This window comes from Kitasatospora sp. Root107 (assembly GCF_001424875.1).
Taxonomy (GTDB): Bacteria; Actinomycetota; Actinomycetes; order Streptomycetales; family Streptomycetaceae; genus Kitasatospora.
Genome location: NZ_LMCT01000004.1, coordinates 81,895 through 95,464, shown reverse-complemented (window position 1 = coordinate 95,464; position 13,570 = coordinate 81,895). Strand labels below are relative to the sequence as shown.

At 71.3% G+C, this 13,570-nt stretch carries 17 protein-coding genes and 2 pseudogenes; 5 read left to right on the top strand and 14 right to left on the bottom strand.

Features of this window, described 5'->3' with window-relative positions; genetic code table 11:
- Nucleotides 1-37: 37 nt before the first annotated feature.
- Both ASC99_RS05590 and ASC99_RS05585 read right to left on the bottom strand, forming a co-directional pair.
- Nucleotides 38-229 (bottom strand): ferredoxin, encoded by a 192-nt coding sequence (locus ASC99_RS05590; protein WP_057228920.1) that lies wholly within the window; start codon nucleotides 227-229, stop codon nucleotides 38-40.
- Nucleotides 230-235: 6 nt separating this feature from the next.
- Entirely contained in the window at nucleotides 236-1,468 is a 1,233-nt protein-coding gene (locus ASC99_RS05585; protein WP_057228918.1) for a cytochrome P450, read from the bottom strand.
- Between the two features lie 283 nt (nucleotides 1,469-1,751).
- Between ASC99_RS05585 and ASC99_RS05580 the strand changes: the two genes are divergently transcribed.
- Entirely contained in the window at nucleotides 1,752-2,414 is a 663-nt protein-coding gene (locus ASC99_RS05580) for an HAD family hydrolase (protein WP_057228916.1), read from the top strand.
- Here the strand turns inward: ASC99_RS05580 and ASC99_RS05575 are convergent.
- The 3 genes from ASC99_RS05575 to ASC99_RS05565 form a co-directional block, all read right to left on the bottom strand.
- Nucleotides 2,383-3,054, bottom strand: coding sequence for a hypothetical protein (locus ASC99_RS05575; protein ID WP_157531386.1), 672 nt, complete (start codon nucleotides 3,052-3,054; stop codon nucleotides 2,383-2,385). The two genes, ASC99_RS05580 and ASC99_RS05575, sit on opposite strands and share 32 nt — an antisense overlap.
- 119 nt (nucleotides 3,055-3,173) lie before the next feature.
- On the bottom strand, nucleotides 3,174-3,524 hold the full coding sequence (locus ASC99_RS05570; RefSeq protein WP_057228912.1) for a VOC family protein: 351 nt from the start codon (nucleotides 3,522-3,524) through the stop codon (nucleotides 3,174-3,176).
- Nucleotides 3,525-3,702: 178 nt separating this feature from the next.
- Nucleotides 3,703-4,110 (bottom strand): MarR family winged helix-turn-helix transcriptional regulator, encoded by a 408-nt coding sequence (locus tag ASC99_RS05565; protein ID WP_369824176.1) that lies wholly within the window; start codon nucleotides 4,108-4,110, stop codon nucleotides 3,703-3,705.
- Between the two features lie 157 nt (nucleotides 4,111-4,267).
- Here ASC99_RS05565 and ASC99_RS05560 point away from each other — a divergent pair, with 157 nt between their 5' ends.
- The gene (locus ASC99_RS05560; protein ID WP_057228909.1) at nucleotides 4,268-4,642 is read left to right on the top strand and encodes a cupin domain-containing protein; all 375 of its coding nucleotides are present in this window, start codon (nucleotides 4,268-4,270) and stop codon (nucleotides 4,640-4,642) included.
- Between the two features lie 22 nt (nucleotides 4,643-4,664).
- Here ASC99_RS05560 and ASC99_RS05555 read toward each other — a convergent pair.
- Nucleotides 4,665-5,436 (bottom strand): annotated as a pseudogene (locus ASC99_RS05555) (SGNH/GDSL hydrolase family protein).
- A 102-nt stretch (nucleotides 5,437-5,538) separates the two neighbouring features.
- Between ASC99_RS05555 and ASC99_RS05550 the strand changes: the two are divergent.
- Nucleotides 5,539-6,351 carry a GNAT family N-acetyltransferase gene (locus ASC99_RS05550; RefSeq protein ID WP_057229233.1) on the top strand — a complete coding sequence of 271 codons (813 nt, stop codon included), beginning with the start codon at nucleotides 5,539-5,541 and terminating at the stop codon, nucleotides 6,349-6,351.
- Between the two features lie 74 nt (nucleotides 6,352-6,425).
- Here ASC99_RS05550 and ASC99_RS05545 read toward each other — a convergent pair whose 3' ends face one another.
- From ASC99_RS05545 to ASC99_RS05535, 3 genes and pseudogenes are all read right to left on the bottom strand, one after another.
- Nucleotides 6,426-8,000: a S8 family peptidase gene (locus ASC99_RS05545; protein ID WP_057228907.1), complete on the bottom strand. Its 1,575-nt coding sequence runs from the start codon at nucleotides 7,998-8,000 to the stop codon at nucleotides 6,426-6,428.
- 279 nt (nucleotides 8,001-8,279) lie between these two features.
- Entirely contained in the window at nucleotides 8,280-8,735 is a 456-nt protein-coding gene (locus ASC99_RS05540) for a DUF3291 domain-containing protein (RefSeq protein WP_057228905.1), read from the bottom strand.
- Nucleotides 8,736-8,814: 79 nt separating this feature from the next.
- Nucleotides 8,815-9,177, bottom strand: a pseudogene (locus tag ASC99_RS05535) (winged helix-turn-helix transcriptional regulator); the annotation flags it as partial.
- Nucleotides 9,178-9,263: 86 nt separating this feature from the next.
- On the opposite strand from ASC99_RS05535, the gene ASC99_RS05530 reads away from it, so the two are divergent.
- Nucleotides 9,264-10,475 (top strand): pyridoxal phosphate-dependent aminotransferase, encoded by a 1,212-nt coding sequence (locus ASC99_RS05530; protein WP_057228904.1) that lies wholly within the window; start codon nucleotides 9,264-9,266, stop codon nucleotides 10,473-10,475.
- Nucleotides 10,476-10,528: 53 nt separating this feature from the next.
- Nucleotides 10,529-11,116 (top strand): GNAT family N-acetyltransferase, encoded by a 588-nt coding sequence (locus tag ASC99_RS05525; protein ID WP_057228902.1) that lies wholly within the window; start codon nucleotides 10,529-10,531, stop codon nucleotides 11,114-11,116.
- 7 nt (nucleotides 11,117-11,123) lie between these two features.
- Here the strand turns inward: ASC99_RS05525 and ASC99_RS05520 are convergent, their stop codons facing one another.
- The 5 genes from ASC99_RS05520 to ASC99_RS05505 form a co-directional block, all read right to left on the bottom strand.
- Entirely contained in the window at nucleotides 11,124-11,819 is a 696-nt protein-coding gene (locus ASC99_RS05520; RefSeq protein WP_057228900.1) for a GNAT family N-acetyltransferase, read from the bottom strand.
- 91 nt (nucleotides 11,820-11,910) lie between these two features.
- Nucleotides 11,911-12,084 carry a hypothetical protein gene (locus tag ASC99_RS38270; protein ID WP_157531385.1) on the bottom strand — a complete coding sequence of 58 codons (174 nt, stop codon included), beginning with the start codon at nucleotides 12,082-12,084 and terminating at the stop codon, nucleotides 11,911-11,913.
- A gap of 86 nt (nucleotides 12,085-12,170) precedes the next feature.
- Entirely contained in the window at nucleotides 12,171-12,512 is a 342-nt protein-coding gene (locus ASC99_RS05515; RefSeq protein WP_057228898.1) for an SHOCT domain-containing protein, read from the bottom strand.
- A 5-nt stretch (nucleotides 12,513-12,517) separates the two neighbouring features.
- Nucleotides 12,518-12,961 carry a DUF6325 family protein gene (locus ASC99_RS05510; RefSeq protein ID WP_063856985.1) on the bottom strand — a complete coding sequence of 148 codons (444 nt, stop codon included), beginning with the start codon at nucleotides 12,959-12,961 and terminating at the stop codon, nucleotides 12,518-12,520.
- A 93-nt stretch (nucleotides 12,962-13,054) separates the two neighbouring features.
- Nucleotides 13,055-13,546, bottom strand: coding sequence for a GNAT family N-acetyltransferase (locus ASC99_RS05505; protein ID WP_057229227.1), 492 nt, complete (start codon nucleotides 13,544-13,546; stop codon nucleotides 13,055-13,057).
- Nucleotides 13,547-13,570 lie beyond the last annotated feature (24 nt).

The window sequence follows — 13,570 nt, the reverse complement described above, 5'->3', positions numbered from 1 at the left end:
GGAGGGCGGCCGCAGCACCCCGGTCGCCGAGCGGGGGTCAGTCCTCGTCGAGGGAGATCGCCGCGACGGGGCAGCGCTCGACGGCCGAGCGGACGGCCGGCACGTGGTCGGTGCCGTCCGTCAGGAGCGTGACGAGACCCTCCTCCTCGTCCTGGGCGAAGACGTCCGGCGCGGTGAAGACGCAGGTTCCCGAGCCGATGCAGCGTTCACGATGGACCGAGAGGGCCATCGGAGGTCACCAGGTGACCGGAAGTGCGTCCAGGCCCTGGATGAGGGTGGCGCGCTTGAACGGGAGCTCCGACGCCGGCACCGCGAGCCGCAGGTTGGGGATGCGGGCGAAGAGGGTGTCGTAGACGATCTTCAGCTCGACCCGGACCAGGCTGGCGCCGGGGCACTGGTGGACGCCGTGGCCGAACGCGGAGTGCAGGCCGATCTCGCGGAAGATGTCCAGCTGGTCGGCGTTCTCGAAGACGGTCTCGTCCCGGTTGGCCGAGGCGGTCAGGTTGATGATGCCCTCGCCCGCCTTGATCTTGACGCCGCCGACCTCGAGATCCTGGGTGGCGACCCGGGAGGGGGCCGAGTCGGCGATGCTGAGGAAGCGCAGCAGCTCCTCGATGGCGTTCCGGGTGAGCTCCGGGTCCGCCTTCATCTGGGCGAGCTGGTCCGGGTGTTCGAGCAGGGCGGCCACGCCGAGCACGATCATGTTGGTGAGGGTGTCGAAGCCGCCGGAGATCAGCATCCGGGCGAGCGCGACGATCTCGCGGTGGTTGAGGTTGCCCTCCTCCTTGTTCTTGAGCACGACCCGCCCGAGCAGGTCGTCCTCGGTCGGGGACTCCTCCTTCGAGGTGACCAGCTTGTCGAGGTAGACGTCCATCTGGTGGATGGCCATCCCGACCTCTTGCGGGGTGACGTCGCTGCGGACCGTGGTCTCGGCGAAGTCGCGGAACTCCGGGATGTCCCCGGCCGGCACGCCGAGCAGCTCGCACAGCACCAACGACGGGACCGGGATGGCGAGTTCGGTCAGCAGGTCGACCGGCCCGCCCTTAGCGAGGATCGCGTCGACGTGCTGGTCCACGATCTCCTGGATGCGCGGGGTGAGGGCCTGCATCCGCTTGAGGGTGAACTCGGGAATGATCTCCCGACGGTGCCGGCCGTGCACGGGCGGGTCCATCGCGACCAGCGGCAGCTCCATGGCCTGCAGGATGTCGTCCGGCACCGGCACCTGGAGCGGGTAGCCGGGGTGCTTGAAGTTCGAGCTCATGGTCGGGTCGGTGAGGACCTGACGCACGTGCTCCTGCCGGCTGACCGCCCACATCTCCTTACCGGACACCGAGAGCGTGACCTTGGAGACCGGCTCCTCGGCGCGCATCACGGCGTACTCGGCCGGCGGCTGGAACGGGCACTTCCGCTCCATCGGGAACTGCGGCGGGTCTTGTCTGAGAGGTGAGGAGGTATCAATTTCGGTCATTTCCGCTCCCGTTGTTCGGGCCCCTGGGACCAGTCGAGCACCTTGGCGAAAGGGAAGATATCTACTCCTCGTGCCCCGCTAACCCCCTAGCGGACCCCTCAGAACGGTGCTTCAAGACCCCAGCCACCGGTACCGTCCCTGGACGCACGACCTCGAACTTGGTAGTGGACATGCCAGATCGTCTGCAGCCGAAAGTACGGGCGGCGCACCGAGCCCTCTTGACGGATCACCGGAGCGCTGAATCCAGTGGCCGACGGCCGGCGCCGGGTGGTAATCAGGCGGGATGACACCGCTCCCCGGTCCCCGCAGGCCGGCCTTCGACGCCGTCCTGTGCGATATCGACGGCGTGATCCGCTTCTTCGACCACACCGAGGTGGCCCGCCTGGAACGCGCCGCAGGCCTGCCCCCGGGCAGCACCGCGGCGGTGGCCTTCGGCCCGCAGACTGCGCTGCCACTGATCCTCGGACAGCTCGCCAAGGAGCAGTGGGCGGACTCGATCGCCGCCGGACTCGCCTCCCGGGCCGGGGCCGCCGAGGCCCGTGCACTGGCAACCGCCTTCACCGGCAGCCCGGTTCGGGCGGACCAGGAGGTGGTCGACCTGCTGCGCAGGGCCCGTACGCACTGCCCCGTCCTGCTGGTCACCAACGCGACCCCGTGGCTGGATGACGACCTCGCCCGGCTCGGCCTCGCCGACCTCGCGGACGACGTGGTCAACAGCGCACTGGTCGGCATCGCGAAGCCGGACCGCCGCATCTACGAGATCGCCGCGGCCCGGGCCGGCACCGCGCCCGGGCGCTGCCTCTTCGTGGACGACCGGCAGGAGAACGTCGAGGCCGCCGAGCAGCTCGGTATGACGGGTGTTCACTTCCGCGGACCGGCCGATCTGCGCGCGGCGCTGGCCCCGATGTCCGGACTCAGCGCTTCAGGTGCAGGTCCCAGATCGTGAGTTCGGCGTCCAGCTCTCCGTAACTGCCCTGCGAGTAGTGGGTCTTGGTGACCTTGAGCAGGCCGATCGGCGAGCTCTCGTCGACCACGCACACCCGGTCACCCGCGACCACGTCCACCTGGTCGTGCGACTGGGTCAGCAGCAGGTTGCGGCAGCCCTGGGCGGTCGGTTCGCCGGCCTCGGTCCACAGGGCGGACGGGCCCTTGATCTCCATGCCGCTGCTGCCGGTGCGCCTTGCGGACGGCCGGAGGAACGAGAGCGTGTCGGAGCTGCCCTTGGTCGGCGGCACCTGGGTCAGGTCGATGCCCTCCATGCCCAGCACCACCTTCCCCGTCCAGCGCACGGCCACCCCGGCGGCGGGTGCCGGAGCCGGCTTCGCGGTGGCACTCGTGGCCGGAGCCGCCGAGCCGTCCGCCGACGCCGGTGCGGGCGCGACCACCGAGCTCGTCGGCGCTGCGGACGGCTGCGAGCTGCCTCCCATGAACGCCGCCACGGCGCTGGCCACTCCGGCGACCGCGCTCACCGCCGCTGCCACCACGCCCCAGACCATCACCGGCGACCGCCGGTGGGCCTCCGGCGGCCCGAAGGCACCAGTCGGCGGACCTGCCGGATCGCCGAAGGAAGGTGGCCGCTGCTCCATGGATTCCCCCGAGTGCTCTGGTGGCCGCGACAGGACTCGCGCGCCGTTGAATCACCGGCACGATAGCAACTTCTGACCATGCGTCGACCCTCGGCCACCCGATAGCGGCCCAGAGTCGGTCAGAGCCCGTACGCGACCGGGTGGGTGGGCTGGTAGAGCGGCAGCTCGAAGCCGCTCGGCAGCGGGATCGCGGTGACCGTGCCCCAGCTCTGCCGGGTCGGCGGTGCCACCGGCCGAACACCGTGCTCGGCCAGCCGGGCGAGCACCGCGTCGAGGTCGTCGCACATCAGGTAGCACTCGCTGTGCGGCGGGGCTTCGGTCGGATGGAAGGCCAGCTCGGCCGGCGGCAGCTTGAAGATCAGCCAACCGCGGCCGGCGTCGACATGGGCGAAGCCGAGCACGTCACGGACGAACGCCCGGTCGGCCTCGGCGTCCGAGCTGTGCAGGATCACGTGTGCGCCACTGAACATGACCCGATGGTAGAAGTCGCGCCGCCGCCCGCCCGCGCGAACCGCCGGAGCGCCACCCAAGCCTTGATCCCGGGCCCGGGGGCGGCCCGGCCCCGGCGTCGCGCGGGCGGCGTGCGACCCGGCGGACGGGCGTGCGCCGGGTGCACCAACCAGCTTCGATCCGTGAACCGACGGTCCGTCACCACACCGGCCGCAACGGCCCCGAGGGTGCCAGCCGAGCCAAATCGTCATGGAGCTGACGGAGCCTCTCGGGCCCCAGGGCGGAGGCCCAGGGGACCACCGCCTCGGCGGCGGCCGCGTCGGCGGCGCGGGTGCACTCCCAGCCGCGGCCGGTGAGTTCGATGAGTTTGGCACGGGCGTCGGTGGGATGCGGATGGCGTTCGACGTAGCCCTTGCGGACCAGTTCCTCCACCATCTGGCTGGCGGCCTGCTTACTGACGCCGAGGTGTTCGGCCAGCTCGTTGACGGTGGCACCGCCCGGGGCGAGCCGGGCGAAGGCGAAGCCGTGGGCCGGGCGCACGTCGTCGAAACCGCGCCGGCGGACGCCCGCGTCGATCTCGTGGACCACGTCGGCGGTCAGGGCCATCAGCAGCGGAGGGATGCTCAGGGCGATGGGATCGGGCTCGCTCATGCGCGAGATTGTGCCACTCATTCATGTCATCCCCTTGACGAAACAGTCAAGTAGCTTGACCATATAGACAAGCAGCTTGACTACCGAAGAGAATCGAAGAGAGCAGAGGCCCTTGCCCGTCATCCGCAGTACCCAGACCACCGTGCACGAGATCCACGGCGCCCGGTTCACCGCCCACGCCAACCCCGCCACCGGCAGCGCCGAGCTCTGCGCCTGGCGGCTGGACGTCCCGGCCGGGACGTCGGGCACCGCACACACCGTCAGCCGCGAGGAGATCGTCCACCTGCTCGCGGGCGCCCCCGACGTCCTGCTGGACGGCGAGCGCAGCACGCTGGCTCCCGGCGACACCGTGATCGTCCCCACCGGATCCAGCTTCTGCATCGACAACCCCGGCGACCTGCCCGCCACCGCATGGGTCACCACCAGCGTCGGCCTCGAGGCCACCCTGGCCGACGGCACGGTCATCGCCCCGCCGTGGGCCAACTGACCGAACGTCGTCGGACGGGCCGTCAGCCCTCGTACGGCAGCAGCTCGGCCCGCTTCGGCGCCCGTCCGTCGCCGGAGGACCTGCCGGTGAGGCGGCGGCCGATCCACGGACCCAGGTGGATCCGCAGCCAGCGCAGGTCGGAGCGCAGCTTTGCGCTCCGACCGCGAGGCTCGGCGGTCGGCAGCGGGGCTCGCCAGTCGAACGTGGCCGGGCGGCCGAGCGCCTCCAGGACGGCGGTGGCCACCCGGCGGTGCCCCTCCGGCGAGAGGTGCAGCCGGTCCTCGTCCCAGAGCCGGCGGTCGTCGAAGCAGGGCGCGGAGTAGAGGTCGACCACCACCAGGTTGGGGTGGGCCTTGGCCAGCCCCTCCACGAACGCCTTCATCCGCAGGATCGGCGGCAGCAGCCGGGCGCTGCCGCCCAGCCGCCTGGTCGGGTCGGTGCTGGTGAACATCACCACGGTGCCGCCGCCCACGAGCAGGCGCTCGGCCGACCGGCCGAGCAGGTCCTCCACCTGGTCCACGTCGCAGCCCGGCCGCAGCACGTCGTTCAGCCCGCCCGCCAGCGTGACCAGCTCGGCGCCCATCGCGGCGGCGGTGTCGATCTGCTCGTCGTGGATCTGGCCGATCAGCTTGCCGCGCACCGCCAGATTGGCGTACCTGTTCGGCGGCCAGCGCCCGGGCGACCCGGTCGGCCCAGCCGAGGAACTGCCCGTCGGGCTGCTGCTCGTCGCACATGCCCTCGGTGAAGGAGTCCCCGACGGCGACATAGCTGCGGTACGTGGTGGCGGTGGTGATGTTGTCCATAGCTCAACAATCGTACGCGCCGCGCTACCCGTCAGTACGGAGAGGTCCGGATATCGGGTGGCGGGCAGCACGCAGGCCTGGTTGCATGCGCGCGTGAACGATCTTCTCGACCGCCTCGAGCGGTACTACGACGCCGTACCCCGCAGCGCCGCCCGCGCCGAAAGCTTCGGGCCGCTCTCGCTCTTCGTCCGGGAGGGCGAGGGCTGGCCTTATTACGCCCGCCCCACACTCGACTGGTCCGGGGCGCCGGTGACGGTCGCGGACGTGGACCTGGTCCGGGCCCGGCAGCGCGAGCTCGGTGTGCCGGAGAGCTTCGAGTGGGTCGCCGAGACCACCCCCGTCCTGCGGGCCGCCGTCGAGGGCTCCGGGCTCTCGGTGCACGAGCACCCGCTGATGGTGCTCGATCCGGCCGCGCCCGCGATGACCCCGCCGGCCGCCGCGGCCCGGGTGGTCGGCGCCGACGACCCGGCGCTGGCCGAGGCACTCGCGGTGGCCTACCTGTCCTTCGGCGAGCCCGGCACCGCGATCGGCACCGCCGGGCCGGACGAACTCGCCGCCATGACCGCCAAGTTGACAGCCGAAGGCACCGCCGCCCGGATCGCCGGACGGATCCGGGACGGCCTCACCGTGGTGGCCGCCGCGTTCGGCCCGGACGGCACCGCACTCTGCGGCGGCCAGCACCAACCGGTCGGCCCGGTCAGCGAACTGGTCGGCATCGGCACCCTGCCGTCGGCCCGCCGCCAGGGCCTCGGGTACGCGGTCACCGCCGCCCTGGTCGCGGACGCCCGAGCGCGCGGGGTCGAGACGGTCTTCCTGTCGGCGGGCGACCAGGACGTGGCCCGGATCTACGCCCGGGTCGGCTTCCGGCCGGTCGGCACCGCACTGATCGCCGAACCCGCCGAGTAGCCGGGCCGGTCGGCACAGCGGGCCGGGGCCGCACCCCTTGGGAGTGCGGCCCCGACCTAATTGCTGACCAGGCGTCAGAACTGCAGCGCCCAGCGGTCGATCTTGCCGATGTCGGCGGCGGCGTTGTCGCTCACCCGCAGCTTCCAGACACCGTTGGCGACCTCGGCGGAGGCGTTCACGGTGAAGGTCCCGATCACGTTGTCGGCGCTGCCGCCGTCACCGTAGTTCTTGATCAGGTAGGTCGAGCCGTCGGGCGCGACCAGGTCCACCTTCAGGTCGCCCTTGTAGGTGTGCTTGATGTCCACCTCGACGCTCAGCGCGGCCGGGGCGTTGCCGATGACACCGCTGACGGTGATCGGCGACTCGACGGTGGTGTTGTCGGCGATCGCGTAGTCACCGGCGTTCTCGAACTTCGGCCCGGTGGGCGGGGTGGTGGTGCCGGAGCCGACGTACAGCAGCTTGTTCGGCGAGCCGGTGCCGGGGCTGGTCACCACGCCGCTGGTGGCGTTGTTCACCAGGGCGGTGGCCACCTGGGCCGGGGTGTCGGTGCGGTGGTCGGCCAGCCAGAGGGCGGCCGCGCCGACCACGTGCGGGGTGGCCATCGAGGTGCCGGAGATGGTGCTGGTGGCGGTGTCACCGCTGTTCCAGGCCGACTTGATGCTGGAGCCGGGCGCGAACAGGTCGACCAGGCTGCCGTAGTTGGAGAAGCTGGACCGCGCGTCGGTGCTGGTGGTCGACCCCACGGTGATGGCCTCGGAGACCCGGGCCGGGGAGTGCGTGCTCGCGTTCTGGTTGTCGTTGCCCGCCGCGACCCCGTAGGTGATGCCGGAGGCGATCGACCTGCGGACGGCGGCGTCGAGCACGTCGTCCACACCACCGCCGAGGCTCATGTTGGCCACGGCCGGCTTGACCGCGTGGGCGGTCACCCAGTCGATGCCCGCGACGACCTGCTCGGTGGTGCCGGAGCCGGAGTTGTCGAGCACCCGGACCGCGACGATCTTCGCCTTCTTGGCCACCCCGTACGAGCTGCCCGCGACCGTACCGGCGACGTGCGTGCCGTGGCCGTAGCCGTCCTGGGCGGTGTTGTCGTTGTCGATCGCGTCGTAGCCGTCGCTGGCCCGGCCGCCGAACTCGCTGTGGCTGATCCGGACTCCGGTGTCGATGATGTAGGCGGTGACGCCCTCACCGGCGGTGTCGGGGTAGCTGTAACTGCTGTTCAGCGGCAGCGCCTTCTGGTCGATCCGGTCCAGGCCCCAGGACGGCGGGCTCGGTTGGGTGGCGTCGACGTGGAAGGTCCGGTTCTGCGAGACCTTGGCGACCGCCGGGTCGGCGGCCAGCCGCTTGGCCTGCGCCTCGGAGAGCTGGGCTGCGAAGCCGTTCAGGGCCGCCGAGTAGGTCCGGGTGATCCGCGCGCCGTACTTCTGCGCCAGAGCCTGCCCGTGGTCCGAACTCGCTGCCGCGACACCCTGGTTGAGCACCACGATGTAGCTGTCCTTGACGGTGCCGGGAGCACCGGCATTGGCGATCACGCCTTCGGCCGGGGCCGAGGCCGCCGCGGGCAGCGCCGAGCCGACGCCGAGGGCCAGCACGGCCGCGATGGCCGCCGTGGCGGCGACCAGGCCGCGTCGGGAGGGACGTATCACTGCCATCAGAGGGTTCCTCCTAGGTGGGGGCGGTACGTGCTCAACTTCCCGGTTGGGTCCGGCACTTGGGGTCCGGTCCGGGCGTGACGACACAGCGGCCCATGCAGGACTGTTCATGCCCATGACAAACAGGAGGCGACATGGGCCCCGTGCTGCATGTCCGGCCGTCAGCGAAAGGTTGACGCACCGACGGCCGGACGCACAAGAGCTGGGAACGATTGTCACGTGCAGGACACAATCGGACGACAGTCAATCGCCGCCCGTACGGGCTGGACTGATGATCCGTCAGATTCGGTCGGGCGCCGGAAAGGTCTCACGGAGTGTGAACACCTCCGCCGACGGCCCCTTCGCCCGCAGCTCGACCAGCTTCCGCTCGGCCTCCGCGACGGTCGGCCGGTGACCGGCCGGCACCCACCAGAGCGCGGTCATCGCCTCACCCGCGCGGGCGAACCACTCCCGGCGGCGGCGCAGCACCGCGATGTGCTCAGGGCTGTAGACGAAGGTCTCCAGCGCGTCCGGGTCCTGCCAGACCGACATGTTGACGATCAGCCAGTCGTCCTCGAAGATCCGCACCGTCCCCTCGGTGGCGGAGTCGGTGAGCCGCCAGACGAAACCCTCGGCGCTCTCGGCGAGCGCGTTGACCGGGTCCAGGGCGGTGACGAAGTCGGCGAGTTCGGGGCCGTCGATCGGGAAGAGCAGCCGGGCGATGTTGATCTGTGCGAGCTGGTGATGGGCCGTCATGGGGCGGACGATAACCCGGACGGCCGATCGGCTCCCGGCAATTTCAGCCCTTGGTCGCCCCCGCCGGGTCACCGGTCACCCAGTGCTCCCGGACGGCGTCGGTCGGCCGGGGTTCACCCAGCGCCTCCAGCCCCCAGCCGCCCAGGGCGTCCACCACCGGACGCAGCGTCAGGCCGCGCTCGGTGAGCTGGTAGACCACCGCGTTGGCGGGGCGTTCCAGCTTGCGGCGCTCCACCACGCCCTCGCCCTCCAGCTGCTTGAGCCGGGTGGCCAGGATGTCGGTCGACACCCCGGGCAGGTCGGCGTGCAGGTCGGTGTAGCGGCGGGGTCCGGCCAGGAGTTCACGGACGATCAGGAGACTCCAGCGCTCCCCCACCGCGTCCAGGGCGCGGGCGACGGCGCAGTACTGGTCGTAGCTTCGGCGTGACATGTGGATCAGCATAGCCAAAAGGTTGGACTTTCCAAGTAGATACTTGGTAGAACAAAGCAACCGAATGATGGCGCGGTGCGACGGTCCAGGAGGCCGCAGTGGAGTTTCGGCAGTCCAGCAAGCTGGCGGGCGTGTGTTACGAGATCCGCGGCCCGGTGGTCGAACAGGCCAACGCGCTCGAGGAGGCCGGGCACAGCGTGCTGCGGCTGAACACCGGAAACCCGGCCCCGTTCGGCTTCGAGGCGCCGGAGGAGATCCTCCAGGACATCATCCGGAACCTCCCCAACGCGCACGGCTACAGCGACTCGCGCGGCATCCTGCCCGCCCGCCGCGCGGTGGTGCAGTACTACCAGCAGCGCGGGGTCGAGGGGGTGACGGTCAATGACGTCTACCTGGGCAACGGGGCCTCCGAGCTGATCCAGATGGCGGTCCAGGCGCTGGTCGACGACGGCGACGAAGTCCTGGTCCCCGCACCGGACTTCCCGCTCTGGACGGCCGTGGTCCGACTGGCCGGCGGCAAGGCGGTGCACTACCTGTGCGACGAGGAGGCGGAGTGGTACCCCGACCTCGACGACATCGCCTCGAAGATCAACCACCGCACCAAGGCCATCGTGGTCATCAACCCGAACAACCCGACCGGCGCGGTCTACCCGAAGGAACTGCTGCTCGGCATCCTCGAACTCGCCCGTCGGCACGGCCTGATGGTGCTCGCCGACGAGATCTACGACAAGATCCTGTACGACGGCGTCGAGCACCACTGCCTCGCCGCGCTCGCCGACGACGTCATCACCCTCACCTTCAACGGCCTCTCCAAGGCGTACCGCGTGGCGGGCTTCCGCAGCGGCTGGCTGGTGGTCTCCGGCCCCAAGCAGCACGCCAAGGACTACCTGGAGGGGCTCACCATGCTCGCGGGCATGCGCCTGTGCCCCAACGTCCCGGCCCAGTACGCGGTGCAGGCCGCCCTCGGCGGCCACCAGTCGATCCAGGACCTCACGCTGCCGAACGGCCGCCTCACCGAACAGCGCGACGTCACCTGGCGGGCGCTCAACGAGATCCCCGGCGTCAGCTGTGTCAAGCCCAAGGGCGCGCTGTACGCCTTCGCCAAGCTGGACCCGGCGGTGCACCGGATCGTCGACGACGAGCGTTTCGTGCTCGACCTGCTGCTCCGCGAGAAGATCCACATCGTCCAGGGCACCGGCTTCAACTGGCCCCGCCCGGACCACTTCCGCTTCGTCACCCTCCCCCGGGCCGACGACCTGGAGACTGCGATCAGCCGGATCGGCCGCTTCCTCACCACCTACCGGCAGTAGGCCCCGGCCAAGATCGCTGGCGGGGCGGCGGAGCTTTCTGACACGATGCCGCGATGACCACTGTCTGGCCTCCGCCTCCCGTCGTTCCCGCAGGCCGGATGGCCGCGAGCGAGCAGCCCGTGTTCGACCTGCCGGGAGGCCTGGAGCTCCGGCCCTGGCAGCCGGACGACGCGGAGAGCCTGCTGGCCGCGAGCCACGATCCGGACATCCGGCAGTGGAACCTCTTCACGCTCGGGACACCGGAGCAGGCGCGCGAGCGGATCGGGCGGATGCACGAACGCTGGCGCGCCGAGCAGGGCGCGATCTGGGCGATCGCCCGCCCCGGCGACGTGGCCATCGGCCTGACCGGCTGGAACGAGATCGACCTCCAGGGCGGCAGCGCCGAGATCCTCTACTGGCTCCTGCCGCCCGCCCGGGGCGGCGGCGTGGCCGTGGCCGCCACCGAGCGGATCAGCCGGTGGGCACTGGACGAGCTCGGCCTGCACCGGCTCGGCCTGCGTCACTCGGTGGCAAACCCGGCCTCCTGCCGGGTGGCGGAGAAGGCCGGCTACCGGCTCGAAGGCACCCTGCGCAGCTCCCAGCTGCACGCCGACGGCTGGCACGACATGCACCTGCACGCCCTGCTCCAGGGCGAACTCTGACCGACCGTCACCCGGCCGGGCCCGGCACCCGGACGCCGGTGAAGGTGATCGCGCGCCGGAACCGGAAGCCCAGCGCCCCGTACAGCCGGATCGCGTTGGTGTTGTCGCCCGCCGCGTGCAGGAACGGGATCTCGCCGCGCTCCCGGATCCCCGCTGCCACCGCCAGGATCAGCCGGGACGCCAGCCCCTCCCCTCGGTACCCGGGGTCGGTGCAGACCGCGCTGATCTCGGTGTGCCCGGGCGGGTGCATCCGCTCGCCCGCCATCGCGATCAGCACCCCGTCCCGGCGGACGCCCAGGTAGCTGCCCATCTCGATGGTCCTGGTCCGGAACGGCCCCGGCCGGGTCCGCTCGACCAGCGCGAGCATCTCCGGCACGTCGGCGGGCCCCAGCCCGACCACCTCGGGGTCCGTCTTGCCGAGCACGTCCTCGCCGGCCAGCTGCACGCCGTCGACGCGGAAGACCGCCGCCCAGTCGGCCGGCGGCACGACCGCCGCGTCGACCGCGAGCAGCACCACCGCGCCGGGCCCGGCCAGCGCGGCCAGGTCCGCCCAGTCCGCCGCCTGCGGCCGGTCCGGCAGTCCGTGAAAGGGCGTCACATCCTCGGGGTACCGCACCGCCTGCCCCCGCCACTCGGCGAACGGCGCGTGCGGCCCGGTCAGCGACGCCACGACCGGGTTGTCCAGCGGATGCGACTCGGACATCAGGTTCCGGCTCCGATCTCCCCCGCCCACTCGGCGCGGCCCGGATCATCGTAACCAGAGCAGCTCCGGCACCACCGGCTGACCAGGCGGTTCAGCTCCGGCGGGAGCGAGTGGCGACGCAGGTCGTGCCGCCCGCCGGGCAGTGCAGCGTGCCACCGCCGACCAGGTGGAGCTCGAGCGGCGCTCCGGGCAGCCCGGCGCCGTCCAGGGCGGCGCGCAGAGTGCCGGCGTCCGGGTCGGGCGGCAGGCCGAGGGCGGCCACCACCGCTCGACTGCGCGGGCATCCACACGGGGCATCGCCGGGGCACCTCCAAGGACACGCCGTCCGGCAGCTGCGCCTCCGGCCGGTCTTCAGGACCCCAGCACGCGCGCCTTCTCGGCGGCGAACTCCTCGTCGGTCAGCAGGCCCTTGGCCTTCAGCTCGGCCAGCGCCGTGAGCTTGCCGATCCGGTCCTCGGCCGGAGCCGGTGCTGCGGCGGGCGGCGCCTGCTGGCTCGAGACCTGCGCGGCCGCCTGCGCGGCGGCCTGGTCGACCATCGCCTGCTGCTGCGCGGCGGCCGTCTGTTCCTGCTGGGCGCTGCGCTCGGCCGCGCCGCGCTGCATCCGCCCGGACACGGCCGTGGCCGTACCGGCCACCACCGCGGTCCTGGCCACCGTCCCGAGCAGGCCGGGTCGTCCCATCCGTCGGCGCATCGCGCTCAGAGCTCCTCGTCCAGTGCGGTGATGGCCGCCACGACCTCGTCGCGCGGAATGCGCTCCAGGAACAGCACCCGGCCGTCGGAGTTGCGCAGCGCGGCCGACAGCCGGGCCGCCCAGGTGTTCTCCCAGACCAACACCAGGGCCGACGACCCGGGCTCCAGCTCGGCCGCCACGGTCTGCAGATCGTCCTCGCTGAGCAGGTCGAACTCGACCTGGGTGGTGCGCTCGAACGCGGCCGCCACCTCGGAGTCGGCGACCTCGACCACCTCGACCGCGCCGTCACGCCCCTTGCGGATGAAGGTGAGGTCGAGGATGCGGATCGTCCCGCTCTTCTGCAGGTCGAGCAGGGCCGGAGCGACTTTGCCGTTGAACCGGTTGCCGTCGAACGCGACCACCGCAACGTCCACCGGACCGACCGTGTCGACTGTGAGACTTCCGGGCACTCCGCACCGTCCTTTTGTTCATGATCTGACGAACTCTCAAATCAGAACATAACGGACAGGCTCTCCTCGGGCGACTCGACCCGCTGCCGCTCACTACAGGCGGCGCTGCCAGGTCTGGCCGACGAGGTCGTGCCCGAAGCTGTGGTGGGGTTCCTCGGCGACGAGTTCGAAGCCTTGCTTACGGTAGATCCGCCGGGCCGACCCTAGGACGTCGTTGGTCCACAGGGTGATCGCCTCGTACCCGGCGGTCCGCGCGAAGTGCAGGCACTCCTCGACCAGCCGGGCTCCCAGACCCAGACCCCGCGCGGCCGGATCGACGAGCAGCAGGCGCAGCTTCGCGGTCCGGTCGTCCGCACGGACGCAGAAGACGCAGCCGGCCCGTTCCCCGTCGACCTCCGCGATCCACGCCGCCTGCGGCCCGGGTTCCGTCTCGTCGGCGTAGTCGGCGACGATCCGGGCGACGAGCGTTTCGAAGCTCGCGTCCCAGCCGAACTCCCGGTCGTAGAACTCGCCGTGCGCCAGCACTGTCCAGCCCAGGTCTCCGGGCCGGCCCAGCGGCCGGACGACCACCTCGCGCTCCGCCATCATGTCCCCACTCACCACCCACAC